Raw genomic sequence first — 18,229 nt, forward strand, 5'->3', positions numbered from 1 at the left:
GTTCCCGGGCCCGGTCCCGGTCACGGAAGGCACCGTCACCATGCCCACCAGCGAATCCCTCGACGGCCGGCGCGCGCTGGTCACCGGCGGCACCAGGGGCACCGGAGCCGCCGTCGCCGAACGCCTGCGCCGGGCCGGCGCGAGCGTGCTCGTCACCGCCCGCAGCCGCCCCGACGAGGTCGACGAGAAGACGTTCGTCGCGGCGGACCTCTCCACCGCCGAGGGCGCCGCCGAGGTCGTCTCCGAGGTGCACGCCCGCCTGGGCGGCGCCGACATCCTCGTCCACACCCTGGGGGGATCCGAGGCTCCGGCCGGCGGCTTCGCGGCCCTCGGCGAGGCCGACTGGGCCCGCGAGCTGACCGTCAACCTGCTGGCCGCCGTACGCCTGGACCGCGGCCTGCTGCCCGGGATGATCGAGGCCGGCCGGGGCGTGATCGTGCACGTCACCTCCATCCAGCGCCGGATGCCGCTGTGGAACGGCACCCTCGCCTACGCCGCCGCCAAGGCCGCGCTGACCACCTACAGCAAGGGCCTGGCCAACGAGGTCGCCCGGCACGGGATACGGGTCACCGCGGTCTCGCCCGGGTTCATCCGGACCAGCGCGGCCGACCAGTTGGTGACCCGGATCGCCGAAGAGGCGGGCGTCACCCGGGAGGTGGCTCTGGACCGGCTCATGGACTCCCTCGGCGGCATCCCGCTCGGGCGTCCCGACCGCCCCGAGGAGGTCGCCGACCTGATCGCCTTCCTGGTCTCCGACCGTGCGTCGGCCATCCTCGGCGCCGAGTACGTCATCGACGGCGGCACGACCCCCACCGTCTGAAGCCGCCCTGTGGGCCGAACGGGTGCGAGGCGGGACAGGCGTCGAATGGCAGAGCGGGGCACTCCGGCGTAGGACGGAAGCACACGGGGCCCGCCCCGGACCCCTCTCCCTCCCCAGGAGGAGCCATGACCCAGCCCGGAACCACCATGCCCGCCATGACCAAGGAGATGCAGGACTGCGTCGAGGCCTGCATGACGTGCCACAACGTCTGCGAGGAGACCATGAGCTCCTGCATGCAGATGGGCGGCCAGGCCCAGATGCAGATCATGCGCGCGCTCATGGACTGCTCCGAGATGACCCGCATGTGCGCCGACATGATGATGCGCCGCTCGCCGATGTCCGCCGACATGTGCGCGATGTGCGCCAGGGCCTGTGACATGTGCGCCGAGGCGTGTATGTCCATGCCCGACGACAAGCAGATGATGCGCTGTGCCGAGGCGTGTCGCCGCGCCGCGGAGATGTGCCGGGCGATGGCGGGCGCACGCATGTGATCCCTGCCCATGAGGGCGTTCAAGGGCACCCCAGTGGGTGCCCTTGAACATCTTTGCGGCACGCTGGGGTCATGATCGAGACGGATGCGACGGCGGCCTTCGACGCCGCCGAGCGGGCGATGTGGGCGGGGCGGACCGAGGCGTACGCCGCGAGCTTCGGCCGGCTGTGCGCGTACCCGGTGCCCGCGCTGCTGGACGCGGCCCGGGTCGGCGCGGGGACGCGGGTCCTCGACGTCGGGACCGGGACCGGCACGGCCGCCCTGGCGGCGCAGGAGCGGGGCGCGCTGGTACGGGCCGTGGACGCCGACGCCGGCATGGTTGCCGGGGCGCGGCGGCGCGGGGTGGCCGCCGAGATCGCCGTCCTGCCCGAACTGCCCTTCCCTGACGGTGAGTTCGACGCGGTGGTCGGCAACTTCGTACTCAACCACGTGGGCCGGCCGCGGGCCGCGCTCGCCGAGCTGCGGCGGGTGCTGCGACCCGGCGGACGGATCGCCCTGACGCTGTGGGGCGCCCGGCGCGGGGCCGGACAGGAGCTGCTCGGGCAGGCGTGCGCGGCCGGCGGTGCCGTACCGCCGTCGTACCTGCCGCGCCTGGACCCGGACGAGGACTTCACGCGCACCCCGCAGGGCCTGGCGGAGCTGCTCGCGCAGGCCGGGTTCGGCGGTGCCGAGGCGGCCGAGCTGGCCTGGGATCACCGGGCCGGCGTCGAGGAGTGGTGGGGCGGTGCGGCCGGCGGGGTCGCCACCGTCGGGCTGGTCGTGACCTCCCAGGACGCGGAGACGGTCGCCCGGATCCGGCGGGAGTACGAGCGGCTGAGCGCCGCATACGCGGACGGGGAAGGGCGGCTCGCCCTTCCCCATGTCTCGCTGCTCGCCTCCGCGATGGCCTAGTTGCCGGTGACGGTCACCTTCTCGTCGTTCTTCAACTGGCTCACCAGCGTCTTCACCTTCGCCTTGTCCCAGACGAGGTTGCCGCCGGTGGACCCGGAGATCGGCATGTTCATCGAGGTGCCGTCACCGCCGCTGACGCCCTTCATCGCCCAGAACATGGACGCCAGGTCCCACAGGCCCATGTCCTTGTCGACGATCAGGGAGTCCAGGCCCGCGCCCATGGTCGGGTAGAGCTTGAAGGGGTTCAGGACCGTCGACGGGGTGGCGACCTGGTGGGCCAGCGCGGCCAGGAACTTCTGCTGGTTCTTGGTGCGCTGCAGGTCGCTGGTGGCGAAGGCGTGCCGGGTGCGGACGAAGGCGAGGGCCTGCTGGCCGTTGAGGGTCTGCTTGCCCGCCTTGAAGTCGGCGCCGGACCACTTGTCCTTGAAGCCCTTGTCGATGTCGATGTCGACACCGCCGACCGCGTCCACGATGTTCGCGAAGCCCTGGAAGCCGATCTCCACGTAGTGGTCGATGTGCAGACCGGTGTTGTACTCGATCGTGCGCACGAGGAGGGTCGGGCCGTCCTCGGCGTAGGCCGCGTTCAGCTTCTCGTGCCGGCCCTTGGCCGGGTAGACCTTCCCGGACGACGACCCCTTGTACGAGGGGACCTCCACGTCCGAGTCGCGCGGCAGCGAGATCAGCGTGTCGCCGTTGTCGCCGACGTGCAGGATCATCATCGAGTCGGTGCGCTTGCCCTGGGCGGCACCGGTGTGCAGCTTCTTCTCGTCCGCCTTGGACATGCCCTCGCGGCTGTCCGAGCCGACGATCAGGTAGTTCGTGCCCGAGCCGGCCTCCGGCCGGTCGATGACCGTCGCCAGGTCGACCTCGCGGCGCAGCTTCGAGTCGGCCCAGAAGTACGTCGCCACCGACGTGACGATCAGCACACTCGCCAGCGTGATCGCGGTCCACTTGATGCGACGGCGCCAGTTCGGCCGCGGCCGGTACTGCCCGGCGGCCGGGTCCGCGTCGTTGGGCACGGAGCCGCCGCCCTGGCCTCCGCCGTAGACCTGGCCCGTGTTGTAGCCGCTGTCGTACTCGCCGTAGCCGGCGCCGTCGTCGTATCCCTGGCCGTCGACGTACGACGGCTGCTGCGGGACCCCGGCGCCGTACCCGCGCTGCTGCCCGGGCGGTCCCGCAGGGCCGCGCCGCACCTGGCGCATCACACGGGCGCCTTCCGGCTGCGTGCCGCCGCTGCCGCGTCCGTAGCGCGGGCCGCGATTGTCGTCGGACCATCCCTGGGGCCAGTCATTCATGCGCCCCAGTGTGCAGGGCGCGGGTGTGGGCCTTACAAGGGGTGTCGGAAAATCAGAGCGGCGCTGTTGCGAAGCCGTCACAAATTCCGTGAATGTCCTTCGGCATAAGGTGGGGGCCATGACAGATCAGGCCTCGGACGCGGATCCGGACATCCCGGGCAAGCCGATATCCGCTTCCCGCACCACCCTCAGCCACATCATGACCCACAACGACACCAACCTGCTGGGGACGGTGCACGGCGGGGTGATCATGAAACTGGTCGACGACGCGGCGGGCGCGGTGGCCGGCCGGCACTCCGGCGGTCCCGCCGTCACCGCGTCCATGGACGAGATGGCCTTCCTCGAACCGGTCCGCGTGGGCGACCTGGTCCATGTGAAGGCCCAGGTCAACTGGACCGGCCGGACCTCGATGGAAGTCGGCGTGCGGGTCCTGGCCGAACGCTGGAACGAGTCGACGCCGCCGACCCAGGTCGGCTCGGCCTATCTGGTCTTCGCGGCCGTGGACGCCGACGGCAAGCCGCGCCGGGTGCCCCCGGTGATCGCGGAGACCGAGCGCGACCGCCGCCGCAACCAGGAGGCCCAGATCCGCCGCACCCACCGCCTGGCCCGCCGACGCGAGATCCGCGAGCTGCGCGAGAGGCGCGCGGCGCAGGGCTTCGAGGACTAGAGCCTGACCCAGGGCCTGCCCAGGATCTGCCCCAGGATCTGCCCGGACCTCCGGGCCGTCCAGGGCTCCTGTGCCTCCCGGGTCCTCCTAGGCCCCTTGGGAGGCTTCCCCGGAAGCCGAGCAGACCACCTCGTTGCCGCGCAGCGCGCTCTGCTCCGGCCTGGCCGGGTCCTCGACCTTCACTTGGTGCACGGTCTTGAAGTCGGACCCGCCGGTCACCTTCAGCGTCTGGCCCATCCCCGGTACCGCGCGCAGCGCGCTGCCGGGCAGGGCCGCGGCCAGGGTGCGGGCGGAGCGGTCCCAGCGGGGGTCGTAGGAGATCACCGTGCGCCTGACGTCGTGCACGGTCGCGGTGGTCGGCCGGTGGGTGGTGGCGAAGCCGGCCGCCGCGAGCGCCGCGTCGATCCGCTTGGCGAGCCCGGCCGTGCCGGTGCCGTTCTCCACCTGGACCCGGACCTGCCGCGGGGCGACCTCGACCGGCGCGGGCCGAGGTCCGCGGTGCGGGTGGTCCACGGCGAGCGGCTTGTCGTCGCGCAGGGCCTGGAAGAGCCGGCCGGACGCCGCCGGATCCCACTTCAGGGTCGATCCGAGGCCCTTGACCTGGAAGTTCATCTGGCCGATGGGCACCATGGAGAACTCGGAGGAGGACGGGGAGAAGTTCCGCATCGCCCGGCCGAGGTCGAGCAGCTCGTCGGTGCCGAAGCCCTCGTCGGCCCGTACCGAGCCGAGCACCGCCCGGGTCACGTCCCGGAAGCGCATCGGGTTCAGCAGCACCCCGGAGGAGGTGGCCCGCTCGATCAGCGAGGCCAGGAACCGCTGCTGACGCTTCATCCGGCCCAGGTCGCTCGCCCCGTCCACGTGCCGGGCGCGCACGTACTGCAGCGCCTGGCCGCCGTTGAGGGTGTAGGTGCCGGGCGCGAGGTCGAGTCCGGTGTACGAGTCCTTCAGCGGCGTCGCCGTGCAGATGCGGACGCCGCCGAGCACGTCCACGGTCTTCATGAAGCTGGTGAAGTCGACCTCCAGATAGTGGTCGATCTTCACATGGGTCATGTTCTCGACCGTGGCGATGGTCAGCTGGGGACCGCCCTCGGCGTAGGCCGCGTTCAGTTTGGCGGGGTGCGGGGCGTGCCGCCGGCCGGTGCCCGGGTCGACGCGCTCGGGCACCTCGGCGTAGGAGTCGCGCGGCAGGCTCACCACGCTCGCCCGCTCCCGGTCCTCCGAGATGTGCACGATCATCATCGTGTCGGTGCAGTGGCAGGGCTGTCCGCCCAGCCGGTACGCGCGCCGCTGCGACTCGCTGATCTTGTCCCGGCCGTCGGTGCCGACCAGCAGGACGTTCATGCCGTGCCCCGCGCGGGGCCGGTTCTTCATGTCCTTGAAGGCGTCGACCCGGGTGATGCCGGCGTCCAGGCTGGTGACGACCGCATGGCCGATCCCGGCGGAGGCGAGCACGACCACGGACAGCGTGGTCACCGCCCGCATGGCCCAGCGCGGCCGTCTGGGGCGCGGGGGCCGCACGACCCGTTCGGGCTGCCGTGGCACCCGGCGGGGCTGTTGCGGTCGGCGCTGCGGCCGGGCGGGGGACCTAGGCGGGCTGGGCAAGGGACACCTCCGGGCTGCGGCCGTATGTGGGATTTGTGAGAACCGTAGGCCGATACGATCTCCAGCCCGCCTGCACGCGCCCGGCGGCGCGCACCGGTGTCCCCCGTTCGCGGTAACGTGAGCCCTCTATGAACGCCAAGCCCGACGTGCGACACCCCGCCGTTTCTGTGATCATGCCCGTCCTCAACGAGGAGCGGCATCTGCGCGGGGCCGTCCAAGCGATCCTCGCGCAGGAGTACGCCGGCGAGATGGAGGTCGTGATCGCCCTCGGTCCGTCAAAGGACCGCACGGACGAGATCGCCGCCGAGCTGGTCGCGGAAGACCCCCGTGTGCACACCGTCCCGAACCCCACCGGCCGCACCCCCGCCGCGCTGAACGCGGCGATCAAGGCCTCCCGGCACCCGATCGTGGTCCGTGTCGACGGCCACGGCATGCTCTCGCCGAACTACATCGCGACCGCCGTGCGGCTCCTGGAGGAGACCGGCGCGCAGAACGTCGGCGGCATCATGCACGCCGAGGGCGAGAACGACTGGGAGCACGCGGTCGCCGCAGCCATGACCTCGAAGGTCGGCGTCGGCAACGCGGCCTTCCACACCGGTGGCCAGGCGGGCCCCGCCGAGACGGTCTACCTCGGTGTCTTCCGCCGCGAGGCGCTGGAGCAACAGGGCGGCTACAACGAGGAGTTCATCCGCGCCCAGGACTGGGAGCTGAACTTCCGCATCCGCGAGGCGGGCGGCCTGATCTGGTTCTCGCCGGAGCTGAAGGTGTCGTACCGGCCGCGGCCGAGCGTGAAGGCGCTCGCCAAGCAGTACAAGGACTACGGCCGCTGGCGCCATGTCGTCGCCCGCTACCACGAGGGCTCCATCAACCTGCGCTACCTCGCCCCGCCGACCGCGGTGTGCGCCATAGCGGCGGGTCTCGTGGTGGGCGCCGCCCTCACGCCGTGGGGTCTGGTGATCCCCGGCGGCTACCTGGCGGCGATCGTGGCGGGTTCGGTCCCGGCGGGCAAGGGGCTGCCGGCCAAGGCCCGGCTGCAGATCCCGGCGGCCCTCGCGACCATGCACATGTCGTGGGGCTGGGGCTTTCTGACCAGCCCCAGGTCCCTGGCGAGGCGAGTGATCGCCTCGCGGCGGCCGGCGGTGCTCGAACCCCGCTGAGCCCAGGAACGAAGAGGGCCCCTCCGCATGCCGCGGAGGGGCCCTCGTGCTGCGTTCACCACTGGTAGGGCTTGTACACGTCCATGCACTGGGAGGTGTCCGAGCCGTTGATGGCGTCGGAGTCGCCGGGCAGGTCTCCGGCCTTCGGCGCGGACTTCTTGGGGTAGGCGGTGCCCGTGCGCCAGTCCGCGCCCACGACGACGGTGACCCCCGACACGTCGGTCGACTGCTTCACCTGGCTCATCGGGATGCCCAGCGCCTTGGCGACGGCCTGCGCGTCCCCTGCCAGATCGGCGCTCGGGTAGCGCACGACGGTCCGGTCCGCGGACAGCGACGCCGAGGTGTCGGCGGTGGCCCTGCCGTACCCCTTCTGCACGAGCGCCTGGCTGACCGTTCCGGCCCGGCCGACGGCCGCGGCCTCGGTGGAGGACTGCGTGGCGTTCTGCACCAGCACCCCGAGCCGGGCCGCGTCGACCGAAGGGGTCTTCGTCGGCTGCGACGTGCCCGCCCCCTTCTTCGCCCCCGACGGCTTGCCGTTCTTGTCGAAGGGGACGTCGTCGCGGAGCATCTGCCACAGCTTGTCGGCGCCGGCCTTCTCCGGCACGACGTGCTCGCCGTTCTGCGCGTCCTCGACGTTGGGCATCGTCACCGACGTGATGCGGTCCGCCGGCACCGACTTCAGCTCCGTGCCCAGGTCGTACAGCTTCTTGACGGTGCCGATCTCCTCGGACACCTTCAGGGACTTGGTGGCCGCCTCGGCCAGGTCCATCAGCCGCCCGGTGTCGGTGAAAACGTTCTGCTGCTTGAGCGTGCGGATCATCGAGTTGAGGTACATGTGCTGGGCGCGGGCCCGCATCACGTCACTGCCCCAGGCGTGCCGCGTACGCAGCCACTGCAGGGCCTGCACACCCTCGACCTTCTTCCGCCCGGCCTTCATCTTCAGCCCGGAGCCACCGCGTTGGGCGGGCGTCGAGTGGTCCCACACGTTCTGCCGCACGCACACCTCGACGCCGCCGATGGCGTCCGCCATCTTCACCACGCCCGCGAAGTCGATCGTCATCCAGTGATCGATGTAGACACCGGTGAGGTTCTCCCAGGTGCTCAGCGTGCAGCCGGCACCGCCCCGGGCCAGGGTGGTGTTGATGATGGCGTTGGTGGCCGGGTACACCTTGCCGGTGTCGGGGTCCGTGCACTTGGGGATGTCGACCCGGGTGTCCCGGGGAATGCTCACCATGGCGGCGCTCTTGCGGTCCGCGGAGAGGTGGATGAGCATCTGCACGTCGGCGAGCGGAGGGCTGCCGCGGTCGTACTTGGCGCCGCCGAGCTTCACGTTCTCGTCCGAGTTCCGGCTGTCGGAGCCGATCAGCAGGATGTTCAGCGGAGTCTGGCCGGCCGCGTTCGGCCGGGTCCGTTGCGCCTTGTCGTCGCCGTTGCTGCGGCGACCCTTCTGGATGTTGCCGTTCAGGTGCTGGTAGTACAGGTATCCGGCGCCGGCCGTGCCGAGTATGACCACCGTCAGCACGGTCGCCGACCAGCGCAGCACGCGCCGCCGGGGCCCCCGCTGCTCGGTCTTCCTCGGGCCGCCGCGACGCCCGCCACCGTGCCGTCCGGACCCCTCAGGCGCCCGAGCGGCCTGCGGCGTGAGCGCCATCGTGTCCTCGACCGCAGGAGGCTCCCCGCGCACATCGCTCTGCGACAACTCCCTGCCCTCCCCACCCTGCGCCATGAAACGGGTCCGTCCCGCGCCGAGTTAGACGCACGACGGACCCGTTGGGTTACCTACGAGGCGCACTGAACCTTGTCGGCGGTGGACTTGTCGACCGACGGAGCCTTCGACGGAGGGGTGAGGGAGACACCCGCACCCTTGAAGTCCTTGCCCAGGGTGAGCGTCATCGCGGGCAGGCCCTGGGAGTTGGTCACGCTCTTGCCCGGCTTCAGCGCGGACCCCGGCAGCCCCATCAGGGCCGCCAGTTCACGCGCCTGGGGTGCCTGGTCGGGCGCGTACTCCAGCGTGGTCCTGCTCAGTTCCGCGGGCGCGTTGCCCGCGTTCTCCGACTTGAGCACGCCCTCCTGGGTCTGCAGCCACTGCAGGGTCTCCTGTGCGCTGCCGGCCTCGGCGCCGCCGTTGAGGACCCGCACCCGCACCTCGGAGGGCTGGGACTTGCTGCCCTTGAGACGGGCGGCCGCCGCGTCCTTGGCCGCCTTCTGCTTCTTCTTCACCTCGGTGAAGGAGACGTCGTTCCTGATGGCGTCGAAGACCTCGGGTGCCCTCGTTTTGTCGACGACGACCGTCGCGTGGACCTTCTCGGCCGGGTTGTCGACCACCGGCACCGTCATGAACGAGATGTTCTTCGGCGGCACCTTCTTCAGCTCCAGCGCCACGTCCTTGAGCGTGCTCACCTTGCCGATGCCCTTGTCGACGGTCAGCGCCTTGGTGGCCGCCTCCGCGAGGTCGATCAGCTTGGCCGGGTTGGTGAGGGTGTCGCTGGAGGACATCTTGCGCATCAGCGAGCCCATGAACTGCTGCTGCACCTTGATGCGGTCCAGGTCGCCCTGGTTGCCCCAGCTGTGCCGGGTGCGGACGAACGCCAGCGCCTGCTCGCCCTCGATCTTGGACGGGCCGGCGGGCAGGTCCAGATGCGACTGCTTGTCCTTCACCGCGTGCTTGAGGCACACGTCGACGCCGCCGACCGCCGTGGTCAGCGTCTTCACGGCGTTGAAGTCGACCATCATGAAGTGGTCGGGCTCGATGCCGGTGACCTCCTTCACCGTGCGCATCGTGCAGCCCGGGTCCCGGCCCTCCTGGCCCAGGCTGGTGTTGAAGCGGACCCCGTCGGTGCCGGGAATGATCTTCTTGGTGTCGTCGGCCTGCGTGGTCTCGCAGTCCGGCACGTTCACGATCAGGTCGCGCGGAATGCTCAGCGCGGTCGCGTTCGTACGGTCCTTGGCGACGTGCAGCAGGATGTTGGTGTCCGCGTGCCCGACGCTGCCGGAGTCGCCGTAGCCCTCGTTGCCCTTGCCGGTCCGTTTGTCGGTGCCGATGATCAGGATGTTGAAGGCGTCGTCCTTGCTGAAGCTGTTCTTGGCCGCGTCACCGACGTCCGTGGTGGTGACGTTGCCTTCCAGGTGCTTCAGGTAGAGATAGCCGGCCGTGCCGACGGCGACCAGGACGAACGCCGTGCCGCCGGCTGTCCACGCCAGCACCTTCTTGGCCTTCGACTTCTTCTTCACCGGCCGCCGGCCGCGCCGGGTGGGCGGCGGCTCGGGCTCGGCGCCCTTGCGCCGGCCCGAACGGGGACCCGGCACCTCCGCGCCGCGCACCTCCCGCATCTCGCGCGTCCCGCCCCCCGCCGCGTCACCGCGGCCGCGCCCGGCACCGCCGGAATCACGGGAGTTCGGTCTACGCGGACCGGGAACCGACGACTGCGGTGCGGAAGCGCTCAGTCGCAGTTCGTATTCGCCGGTATTCGGATTGAGTACCCACTGGTCTGCGGGGTCGATGTTGTCCGCCCGCCCACGGCCTTGCGCGTCCACGGTTGTCCGAATCCTCCGTCGGGGCCACGCGGCGCCTTCCCCCTCAAAGGCGCTCGGGTCTCGGTGAATCGGCGCACGACCCCAGGGCTGACCTCGCGGGGGGTGCACCGGATCGCTCACACTATCCGCCCAGTTCAGCGTCAAGCGACGCCGGTGACAAATTCCACCTTCCTACAACTGGGCAATCCACCCCATATTTCTGGACTGAAGTTCGTCGCCTTGATGCACGCCTTACTCGCAGGTGTGCTCGGCCGCCGTGTTCCCGCGGAACGTCGGAGCGGCGGAGGGGTTGTTCCCGGGACTCGCCCCGGGGGGCTCCCTGAGAACTTCCTGAGAATCCGACCGCGCCACCACCACCGGCTGGTCCGCCCGCAGCCGCGCGAACAGCTTCTCGGCATCAGGCTCCACGAGTTGGTCGCGATTGGAGTCGTAGACGTACGACTCGCGTGGAACTGTCAGGAACTGCACATGTTCCGCGGGGATGTCCCGCAGGCCGCGCACCAACTGATACAAACCGCGCAGACTTGCCAGTTCCGGATCCGTGGTGAGCGAGGAAGTGGCCGCGTCCAGCACCGGATACAGCTTCACGGGGTTCAGCAGGACGTCGTTGCTCTGGACCTTGTTGACGAGCGCGCCGAGGAACCGCTGCTGCCGCTCCATCCGCTCGGTGTCGCTGCCGTCGCCGATCGACTTGCGGGCCCGCACGTACCCGAGCGCCTGCTCCCCGTCGAGGGTCACCCGGCCCGCGGGGAGCTTCAGTCTGGCCGCCTTGTCGTCGATGGGCTCCTTCAGGCAGACCTGGACCCCGTCGACGGCGTCGACCATCTTCTTGAACCCGCTGAAGTCGACCACCACGTGATGGTCGATCCGGATGTCCGTCAGCTTCTCGACGGTACGGATGGTGCAGGCCGAACCACCCACCTGGAAGGCGTGGTTGAACATCGCGAACGCCGGCTCGCTGCGGCTGCCGTCCGCCCGCAGACAACCGGGGATGTCCACCATCAGGTCCCGGGGCAGCGAGACGGCGGTGGCGCTGCGCCGGTCGGCGGCCAGGTGCAGCAGGATCGTGGTGTCCGACCGCTCGCTGCCGAGGTCCCGCCCGTACTGCCCGTTCCCGTCCCCGGCCCGGGTGTCGGACCCGATCAGCAGGATGTTCTGCGCGTCCCGCACCAGCGCGGTGGGCCGCTCCCGCTCGTAGCGGGCGAGTTCCGCGGCGGCCGCGTCGTCCGGGGTGATGTTGGCGCTGAGCTTGGCGTACACGGCCCACCCCGCACCGGCCGCCGCCACGACGACCACGCCCATCGCCAGCGCCGCCCCCTGGACCCACCGCCGTCGATGCCGTCGCAGGAGTCCCTCCCCGGCGGCCGAGGCCCCGAGCCCCCGACGAACGCTGTCGTTCACGGTGCGGGCCCCCTCATGGCGTACGAGCGTCATGCCTCTGCTCTTACGACGATGGCGGGGGAGAGGGGCGGGGGTCGCCCTTTGCTGCTCCACATGGGTGAGGGCGGCCGAGCTGAGGGGGCGTGGGGCCGTGCCGATGTGCGGCTCCGCCGCGTGGGCGCGAACGGCTTCCCCGCACCCGCGCTCGCCCAGCCCCCTCTCAGCGGCGCAGCACGGTCACCCGCTCGCTCTCGACCCGCTTGGCGAGGGCTTCCTCGTCCAGCCGGTCGACGTTCCTGCACAGCACCACAGACCCCCCGGCGGCCAGCGGCGCGTACAGCCCCGCGCTCAACCCCTCCCACGTGTCGTACGGAAGGGCGGACAGCAGCCTCGATCCCGGCCCTGCCAGGCCCAGCGGCACCGCGTCCGCCAGGGCCCGCTCGACGACCTCGCCCCCGCTGAACTCGGCCCCCGCGACGATCAGGGCCGCCTCCTCGGGGTCCACCGGCGCGAACGGCACGAACCGGTCCCCCTGGCTCGGCACCTCCACGGCATAGTCGGCGAAGCCGTCCGGCGCCTGTGGGAAGCGCCCTCCCAGTGGCCGCAGCGCGAGAGCGATCCGCTCCCCGCGGCACGCCCGCGCCGCCTCCAGGGAGTCCGGCCCGCTGACGACGACGTCGGCGGCGGCCGGGTCCCCGGACACGTCCGCCACCGCCCCCACCGACGCACAGGCGAGCAGCCACACGGCCGTCTGCCAGTGTGCGGGCAGCAGCAGCGCGACCCGGTCGCCCGGCCCGGCGGACAGGTCGCCCTGAAGGAGATTCGCGGTCTTGGCCACCCAATTGGCGAAGGTGGCGACGGACAGTTCGACGCGTTCGCCCGTGGCGTCGTCGTAGAAGGTCACCAGGGGGCGGCCGGGATCCGCGGCGAGCGCGGAACGCAGCAGGTCGGCAGGGGTGCGATCGGTGGCATTCACCCGCGCAAGGGTACGCCGGGGCCGGCCTGCGCACCGCGCGCCGGGGCCATCGGTTCGGCGGAACGGCTCCCGGCGGTCCGTCAGTTCCCCGATGACACCGCCTCGGGCAACAACCACACCTGCTCCCGGGGCCCCTCCGTCATCCGCGGTATCCACCGCTACCACGTCAAGGGCATGGGCTGGCGGGACATCGGCTACAACGTCGTCGTCGACAAGTGCGGAAGCATCTACGAGGGCCGGGCCGGAGGCCTGGCGACTGCGGTGCTGGGTGCCCACACCCTCGGGTTCAACAGCAACAGCATGGGCAGCGCCGTGATCGGCACATACAGCTCCCCCAGCCGTCCGCCGCCGCGGTGACGGCCGTCGCCGGGCTCACCGCCTGGAAGCTCTGGCTCTTCGGGGCCGATCCGGGCGGAAGGACATACCTGACGTCGGGCGGTGGCAATCTCTACCCAAAGGGGAAGAACGTACGACTGAACGTGATCTCCGGCCATCGGGACGAGTTCGCCACCGAGTGTCCGGGCAAGCGGCTCTACGCCGAGCTCGGCACGGCCCGTTCCAGCGCGGCGCGGTATCAGGGGCGCCGAGGGCACGGGGGCGCGCGTTCACCGCCGTCAGGGGGACGGGCGGGGGAGGCTCGCGGACGGCGGGGGTCGGTTGGGGGAACCGGACGCCGATCTCGCGGGACACCGCGCGGCCAACGAGGGCACCGTCGCACGGTCTGCATACACTGGCCGGCCGAAACGAGTCGTTCGGCCGGTCCCGGCAGGAAGCAGAGACGACAGGTGACAGAAGCGATCCTCCTGGTCGGCGGCAAAGGCACCCGGCTGCGTCCGCTCACGGTGCACACACCGAAGCCCATGGTCCCGGCGGCCGGGGTGCCGTTCCTCACGCACCAGCTGGCGCGGGCGAGAGCGGCGGGCGTGGAACACATCGTCCTCGCGACGAGCTATCTCGCCGAGGTCTTCGAGCCCTACTTCGGTGACGGTGCCTCCCTCGGGCTGCACATCGAGTACGTCACCGAGGAGGAGCCGCTCGGCACGGGCGGCGCCATCCGCAACGTGGCCTCGCGTCTGCACTCCGGCCCCGACGACCCGGTGCTGATCTTCAACGGCGACATCCTGACCGGCCTGGACATCAGGCGGCTCGTGCACACCCACGAGTCGACGGGCGCGGACGTCTCCCTGCACCTCACCAAGGTGACCGACCCACGCGCCTACGGCCTGGTCCCCACCGACGACACCGGCCGCGTCCTCGCCTTCCTGGAGAAGCCGCAGACACCCGAGGAGATCGTCACCGACCAGATCAACGCGGGCGCGTACGTCTTCCGCCGCTCGGTCATCGACACGATCCCGGCGGGCCGCCCCGTATCCGTGGAACGCGAGACCTTCCCGGACCTGCTCTCCGCCGGGGCCCACCTCCAGGGCATGGTCGACTCCACGTACTGGCTCGACCTGGGCACCCCCGCCGCCTTCGTCCGCGGCTCCGCGGACCTCGTCCTCGGCCGGGCCCCGTCCCCCGCCGTCCCCGGCCGCTGCGGCGACCGGCTGATCCTGCCCACGGCCACGGTCGCCCCGGACGCGAAGCTGACGGGCGGCACGGTGGTCGGCGAGGGCGCGTTCGTGGCGAAGGGCGCGCGGGTCTTCGGCTCGACGATCCTCCCCGGCGCCGTCATCGAACCCGGCGCCGTCGTCACCGACTCCCTCGTCGGCGCCCGGGCCCGAGTGGGCGAACGCTCCGTCCTCACCGGCACGGTCATCGGCGACGGCGCGGTGGTCGGCCCCGACAACGAACTCCGCGAGGGCGTACGCGTGTGGTGCGACGCCCGCATCCCGGCGGGGGCGCTCCGCTTCTCGTCCGACCAGTAGCTGCGCGGCCAGGCAGGGGGCACCGTCCATGGGGGCTGTGCCCCCAGCCCCCCTTGGGCTGTCCGTCGCCTGCGGGTGCGTGGTGGGTGGGGGCCGGTCGTGCAGTTCCCCGCGCCCCTCGGGCTGCGCCCCCGTGGGCCGCTCACAGCAGACCGATGTCCACCCGAGGCATCTTCGGCGCCCTGCGCGCAGGTACCTGACCGCTCAGCAGGATCAGCCGAGCCGCCCGATGCCGCTGCCCGGCATACGGCTCCAGCAGGCGCAGCATCTCCGCGTCGTCGGCATCCCGGTCCCCGGCCAACGCCCACCCCACGATCCCCGGCAGGTGCAGGTCCCCGACGGTCACCGCGTCAGCCGCCCCGTGGCTGCGCTGCACGACCTCCGCCGACGTCCACGGCCCGATCCCCGGCACGACCTCCAACCGCGCCTGAGCCTCCCCCGCCGACATCCCCACCGCCTGCTCCAGCCGCGCGGCAACCCGCACGGCGCGCAGGATCGTCGAGGCCCGCTTGTCGTCGACCCCGGCCCGGTGCCACTCCCAGGACGGAATCAGCGCCCAGGCACGAGGCGCCGGCATCACCCACATCGGCCGCTCGCTCACCCCCGCGGGCCCGGGTGCCCGCTCCCCGAACCTCCGCACCAGCAACCGCCACGCCCGATACGCCTCATCGGTCGTGACCTTCTGTTCCAGCACCGACGGGATCAACGACTCCAGCACCAGCCCGGTCCGCGTCAGCCGCAGCCCCGGCCGCCGGTGCCGCGCCAGCGCCACGACCCGGTGCCGCGGCACGAACGCGTCCGGATCGTCGGCGCCACCGAGCAGCTCCGGCACTTGCTCCAGCAGCCACTCGGCACCCGGTCCCCACGCCTCCGCGCGCACCTCACCACCGCGGACGTACACCCGCAGCGTCCCGGGCCCGGCGGGCGTACGGCAGGCCCGCCACACGGACCCGTCCCGCGTCGTCCGGAAGGTCGGATCGGCCGGCCCGCGCCGCAGCGGTCCCAGCACCAGCCCGAGATCGAGCGGCGCTTCCGGCACCCAGCTGCGCACCCGCGCAGCGGCCCCCGCGCCCTGCCGGGGCACCCCGGCGGGCACGGCGACCTCCCCACCGCGCACGGTGGTACGGGTGGGCCGCGGAGCGAATCGTCCTGACACGAATGAGTCCTACGGGTTCTGAGGGTGCCGGCGGCGCCGGGTCTGCCGTCCTGCGAGACCAGGTCTGCCGTCCTACGAGACTAGGCGAGAGCGGGCGGTCGTACGGGACCCTCACCGCACCTCGATGAACGCCCCCGCGTCCCGCTCGGGCCGCGGCCTCGGCTCCTCCGCCGGATTCCCGATCGCCACCGCCCCCATCGGATCCCAGTCCGCCGGCAGCCCCAGCACCTCGCGCACCACGTCCCGGCAGAACATCGTCGAGGACACCCACGCCGACCCCAGCCGCTCCCCGGCCAGCGCCACCAGGAAGTTCTGCACGCCGGCGCCGGCCGCGACCACGAACATCTCCCGCTCGGCGCCGTCCCGCCGCGGGTCCCCGTAGGTGTGCGAGCCGTCCATGACGAGGCAGGGCACGGCCAGATACGGCGCGTGCCGCAGCACGTCGCCACGCCGGACCCGCTTGGCGATGGACTCCTCGCTCTTGCCGTCCCGGCGCAGATCCGCGATCCAGGCGTCGCGCATCGCGTCGAGCAGCCGTACCCGCGACTCCTCCGACTCCAGCAGCACGAACCGCCAGGGTGTGGTGTGGTGCGGCGCGGGCGCGGTCACCGCCGCGGCCACCGCACGCCGGACCGCGCCCGGGTCCACGGGGGCGTCGGTGAAGGCCCGCACGGTACGGCGCTGGGCCACCGCCTCGCGCACGGCCTCGGACGTGCCGAGCCGGAACATGTCGTCCTGCGCGGTACGCACCAGCGCCCGCGCCCCCTCACCGTGCTCGTCGGCCACGGCATGGGCCAGCCCGCGCACCACGGCGACCGGTCGTCCCGCCGCCTTCCCCTTGACCAGGTCACCGGCGGCGGCCAGTTCGTCCGCGGTGGCGACGACGGTGGCGCTGAGCGGATTGCCGTACGCGTCCGTGCCCCCGCGCAGATCGTCCAGCACGCGCACCCCGGCGGCGCCGATCGCGACGTCCGTGAGTCCTGAGCGCCAGGGCCGTCCGAAGGTGTCGGTGACGATCACCCCGACGTCGACGCCGAGGGTGTCGCGCAGCCCGTCGCGGATCGCGCGCGCGGAGGCGTCGGGGTCCTCGGGCAGCAACAGCACGGTCCCGGCCGGGGTGTTGGAGGCGTCGACCCCGGCGGCGGCCATGACCAGGCCCTGCCGGTTCTCGACGATGCGCAGTGTGCCGCGCCGGGCCACCACCCGTACGGTCTCGGCGTCGATCGCGGCCTCCCGGTCGGCCGCCTCGACGATCCGTCCCTCGGCCTTGGACACGATCTTGGACGTCACGAGCAGCACGTCCCCGTCGGCCAGGCCGGGTTCGGTCGCGGCGATCAGCTTGGCGAGATCGTCGCCCTGCTGCACCTCGGGGATGCCGGGCAGCGCCCAGACCCGGTACTCCGCGCGCTCCTCGCTCACGCTCCCCGTACCTCCTCGGCGAGCGCCAGCGCCTCCCGCGCCATCTGCGCGGTCGCGTCCAGATCGGTCATCATCAGCGGTACGGCCCTGCAGCGGATCCCGTCCGCCTCGACCCGCTCGACCACACCCGCGTCGACGGTGTCGACCAGCCAGCCGTCCAGCAGCCCGGAGCCGTAGTGCTCGGCGACCGCCGCCGCCGTGGACTCCACGCCGACCGCAGCGAGCACCTTGTCGGCCATCCCGCGCACGGGCGCGTCACCGACGATGGGGGAGAGGCCCACGACCGGCACGCCCGCGTCGGCGATCGCCTCCCGGATACCGGGCACGGCGAGGATCGTGCCGATGGACACGACCGGGTTGGACGGCGGGAAGAGGATGACGTCCGCCTCGGCGATGGCCTCCAGGACGCCGGGTGCGGGCTTGGCCTGCTCGGCGCCGACCGGCACGACCGCCTCGGCCGGGACCGAGGCGCGCAGCCGCACCCAGTACTCCTGGAAGTGGATCGCCCTGCGCTCGCCGTCCGTCTCGACCGCCACGTGCGTCTCCACGCGGTCGTCGGTCATCGGGATCAGCCGTACGCCCGGCTTCCAGCGGTCGCACAGCGCCTCGGTGACCGCGCTCAGCGGAAAGCCGGCGCCCAGCATCTGGGTCCGCACGATGTGTGTGGCGAAATCCCGGTCGCCGAGCCCGAACCAGTCCGGGCCGACGCCGTAGGCCGCCAGTTCTTCCTTGAGGTGGAAGGTCTCGTCGGTCCGCCCCCAGCCCTGTTCCTCGTTGATGCCGCCGCCCAGCGTGTACATCACCGTGTCGAGGTCCGGGCAGACCTTCAGACCGAAGAGGTGGATGTCGTCACCGGTGTTGCCGATCACCGTGATGTCCGCGTTCGGCACGGCCTGCTTCAGACCGCGCAGGAACCGGGCACCACCGATGCCGCCTGCCAGAACCACAATGCGCATGGGGCCCAGTCTGGCAGG

The 18,229-nt window shown here is 71.7% G+C and carries 15 protein-coding genes and 1 pseudogene; 7 read left to right on the plus strand and 9 right to left on the minus strand.

What is annotated here, in order from left to right:
- Nucleotides 1-40: 40 nt before the first annotated feature.
- From FB157_RS06215 to FB157_RS06225, 3 genes are all read left to right on the plus strand, one after another.
- Nucleotides 41-820 (plus strand): SDR family oxidoreductase, encoded by a 780-nt coding sequence (locus FB157_RS06215; RefSeq protein ID WP_145876709.1) that lies wholly within the window; start codon nt 41-43, stop codon nt 818-820.
- A 125-nt stretch (nt 821-945) separates the two neighbouring features.
- The gene (locus FB157_RS06220) at nt 946-1,311 is read left to right on the plus strand and encodes a four-helix bundle copper-binding protein (protein WP_145876710.1); all 366 of its coding nucleotides are present in this window, start codon (nt 946-948) and stop codon (nt 1,309-1,311) included.
- Between the two features lie 71 nt (nt 1,312-1,382).
- A complete protein-coding gene (locus FB157_RS06225; protein WP_145876711.1) occupies nt 1,383-2,201 on the plus strand; it encodes a class I SAM-dependent methyltransferase in 819 nt (272 codons plus the stop codon).
- On the opposite strand, the gene FB157_RS06230 is transcribed toward FB157_RS06225, so the two are convergent.
- The gene (locus FB157_RS06230; protein WP_186581363.1) at nt 2,198-3,496 is read right to left on the minus strand and encodes an LCP family protein; all 1,299 of its coding nucleotides are present in this window, start codon (nt 3,494-3,496) and stop codon (nt 2,198-2,200) included. The two genes, FB157_RS06225 and FB157_RS06230, sit on opposite strands and share 4 nt — an antisense overlap.
- Before the next feature lie 118 nt (nt 3,497-3,614).
- Here FB157_RS06230 and FB157_RS06235 point away from each other — a divergent pair, with 118 nt between their 5' ends.
- Entirely contained in the window at nt 3,615-4,163 is a 549-nt protein-coding gene (locus FB157_RS06235; RefSeq protein WP_145876712.1) for an acyl-CoA thioesterase, read from the plus strand.
- Between the two features lie 87 nt (nt 4,164-4,250).
- Here FB157_RS06235 and FB157_RS06240 read toward each other — a convergent pair whose 3' ends face one another.
- Entirely contained in the window at nt 4,251-5,645 is a 1,395-nt protein-coding gene (locus FB157_RS06240; RefSeq protein ID WP_145876846.1) for an LCP family protein, read from the minus strand.
- A gap of 248 nt (nt 5,646-5,893) precedes the next feature.
- Between FB157_RS06240 and FB157_RS06245 the strand changes: the two genes are divergently transcribed.
- Nucleotides 5,894-6,922 carry a glycosyltransferase family 2 protein gene (locus tag FB157_RS06245; protein WP_145876713.1) on the plus strand — a complete coding sequence of 343 codons (1,029 nt, stop codon included), beginning with the start codon at nt 5,894-5,896 and terminating at the stop codon, nt 6,920-6,922.
- Between the two features lie 55 nt (nt 6,923-6,977).
- Here FB157_RS06245 and FB157_RS06250 read toward each other — a convergent pair whose 3' ends face one another.
- The 4 genes from FB157_RS06250 to FB157_RS06265 all read right to left on the minus strand — a co-directional run bounded on the left by FB157_RS06250 (nt 6,978) and on the right by FB157_RS06265 (nt 12,812).
- Entirely contained in the window at nt 6,978-8,573 is a 1,596-nt protein-coding gene (locus FB157_RS06250; protein WP_145876848.1) for an LCP family protein, read from the minus strand.
- Nucleotides 8,574-8,701: 128 nt separating this feature from the next.
- On the minus strand, nt 8,702-10,456 hold the full coding sequence (locus FB157_RS06255) for an LCP family protein (RefSeq protein ID WP_145876714.1): 1,755 nt from the start codon (nt 10,454-10,456) through the stop codon (nt 8,702-8,704).
- A gap of 231 nt (nt 10,457-10,687) precedes the next feature.
- Nucleotides 10,688-11,890 (minus strand): LCP family protein, encoded by a 1,203-nt coding sequence (locus tag FB157_RS06260; protein ID WP_145876715.1) that lies wholly within the window; start codon nt 11,888-11,890, stop codon nt 10,688-10,690.
- A 166-nt stretch (nt 11,891-12,056) separates the two neighbouring features.
- On the minus strand, nt 12,057-12,812 hold the full coding sequence (locus FB157_RS06265) for a TIGR03089 family protein (RefSeq protein ID WP_145876717.1): 756 nt from the start codon (nt 12,810-12,812) through the stop codon (nt 12,057-12,059).
- A gap of 99 nt (nt 12,813-12,911) precedes the next feature.
- Between FB157_RS06265 and FB157_RS47895 the strand changes: the two are divergent.
- Nucleotides 12,912-13,396: pseudogene (locus FB157_RS47895) on the plus strand (N-acetylmuramoyl-L-alanine amidase); the annotation flags it as partial.
- Between the two features lie 201 nt (nt 13,397-13,597).
- Nucleotides 13,598-14,680 carry a sugar phosphate nucleotidyltransferase gene (locus tag FB157_RS06275; RefSeq protein WP_145876850.1) on the plus strand — a complete coding sequence of 361 codons (1,083 nt, stop codon included), beginning with the start codon at nt 13,598-13,600 and terminating at the stop codon, nt 14,678-14,680.
- Nucleotides 14,681-14,822: 142 nt separating this feature from the next.
- Here FB157_RS06275 and FB157_RS06280 read toward each other — a convergent pair whose 3' ends face one another.
- From FB157_RS06280 to cofD, 3 genes are all read right to left on the minus strand, one after another.
- Nucleotides 14,823-15,836 (minus strand): DNA-3-methyladenine glycosylase, encoded by a 1,014-nt coding sequence (locus tag FB157_RS06280; protein WP_186581364.1) that lies wholly within the window; start codon nt 15,834-15,836, stop codon nt 14,823-14,825.
- 111 nt (nt 15,837-15,947) lie between these two features.
- Nucleotides 15,948-17,255 carry a coenzyme F420-0:L-glutamate ligase gene (locus FB157_RS06285; protein ID WP_145876719.1) on the minus strand — a complete coding sequence of 436 codons (1,308 nt, stop codon included), beginning with the start codon at nt 17,253-17,255 and terminating at the stop codon, nt 15,948-15,950.
- Entirely contained in the window at nt 17,252-18,211 is a 960-nt protein-coding gene (gene cofD / locus FB157_RS06290; protein ID WP_145876721.1) for a 2-phospho-L-lactate transferase, read from the minus strand. The genes FB157_RS06285 and cofD overlap by 4 nt, the downstream gene beginning before the upstream one ends.
- Between the last annotated feature and the right edge of the window lie 18 nt (nt 18,212-18,229).

The organism is Streptomyces sp. BK340 (assembly GCF_007827595.1).
Taxonomy (GTDB): domain Bacteria; phylum Actinomycetota; class Actinomycetes; order Streptomycetales; family Streptomycetaceae; genus Streptomyces.

Excerpts from the sequence above, each read along its gene's own strand:
- FB157_RS06215 (WP_145876709.1), top strand. The coding sequence starts at position 41 with ATGCCCACCAGCGAATCCCTCGACGGCCGGCGCGCGCTGGTCACCGGC.
- FB157_RS06220 (WP_145876710.1), top strand. The coding sequence starts at position 946 with ATGACCCAGCCCGGAACCACCATGCCCGCCATGACCAAGGAGATGCAG.
- FB157_RS06225 (WP_145876711.1), top strand. The coding sequence starts at position 1,383 with ATGATCGAGACGGATGCGACGGCGGCCTTCGACGCCGCCGAGCGGGCG.
- FB157_RS06230 (WP_186581363.1), bottom strand. The coding sequence starts at position 3,496 with ATGAATGACTGGCCCCAGGGATGGTCCGACGACAATCGCGGCCCGCGC.
- FB157_RS06235 (WP_145876712.1), top strand. The coding sequence starts at position 3,615 with ATGACAGATCAGGCCTCGGACGCGGATCCGGACATCCCGGGCAAGCCG.
- FB157_RS06240 (WP_145876846.1), bottom strand. The coding sequence starts at position 5,645 with ATGCGGGCGGTGACCACGCTGTCCGTGGTCGTGCTCGCCTCCGCCGGG.
- FB157_RS06245 (WP_145876713.1), top strand. The coding sequence starts at position 5,894 with ATGAACGCCAAGCCCGACGTGCGACACCCCGCCGTTTCTGTGATCATG.
- FB157_RS06250 (WP_145876848.1), bottom strand. The coding sequence starts at position 8,573 with ATGGCGCTCACGCCGCAGGCCGCTCGGGCGCCTGAGGGGTCCGGACGG.
- FB157_RS06260 (WP_145876715.1), bottom strand. The coding sequence starts at position 11,890 with ATGACGCTCGTACGCCATGAGGGGGCCCGCACCGTGAACGACAGCGTT.
- cofD (WP_145876721.1), bottom strand. The coding sequence starts at position 18,211 with ATGCGCATTGTGGTTCTGGCAGGCGGCATCGGTGGTGCCCGGTTCCTG.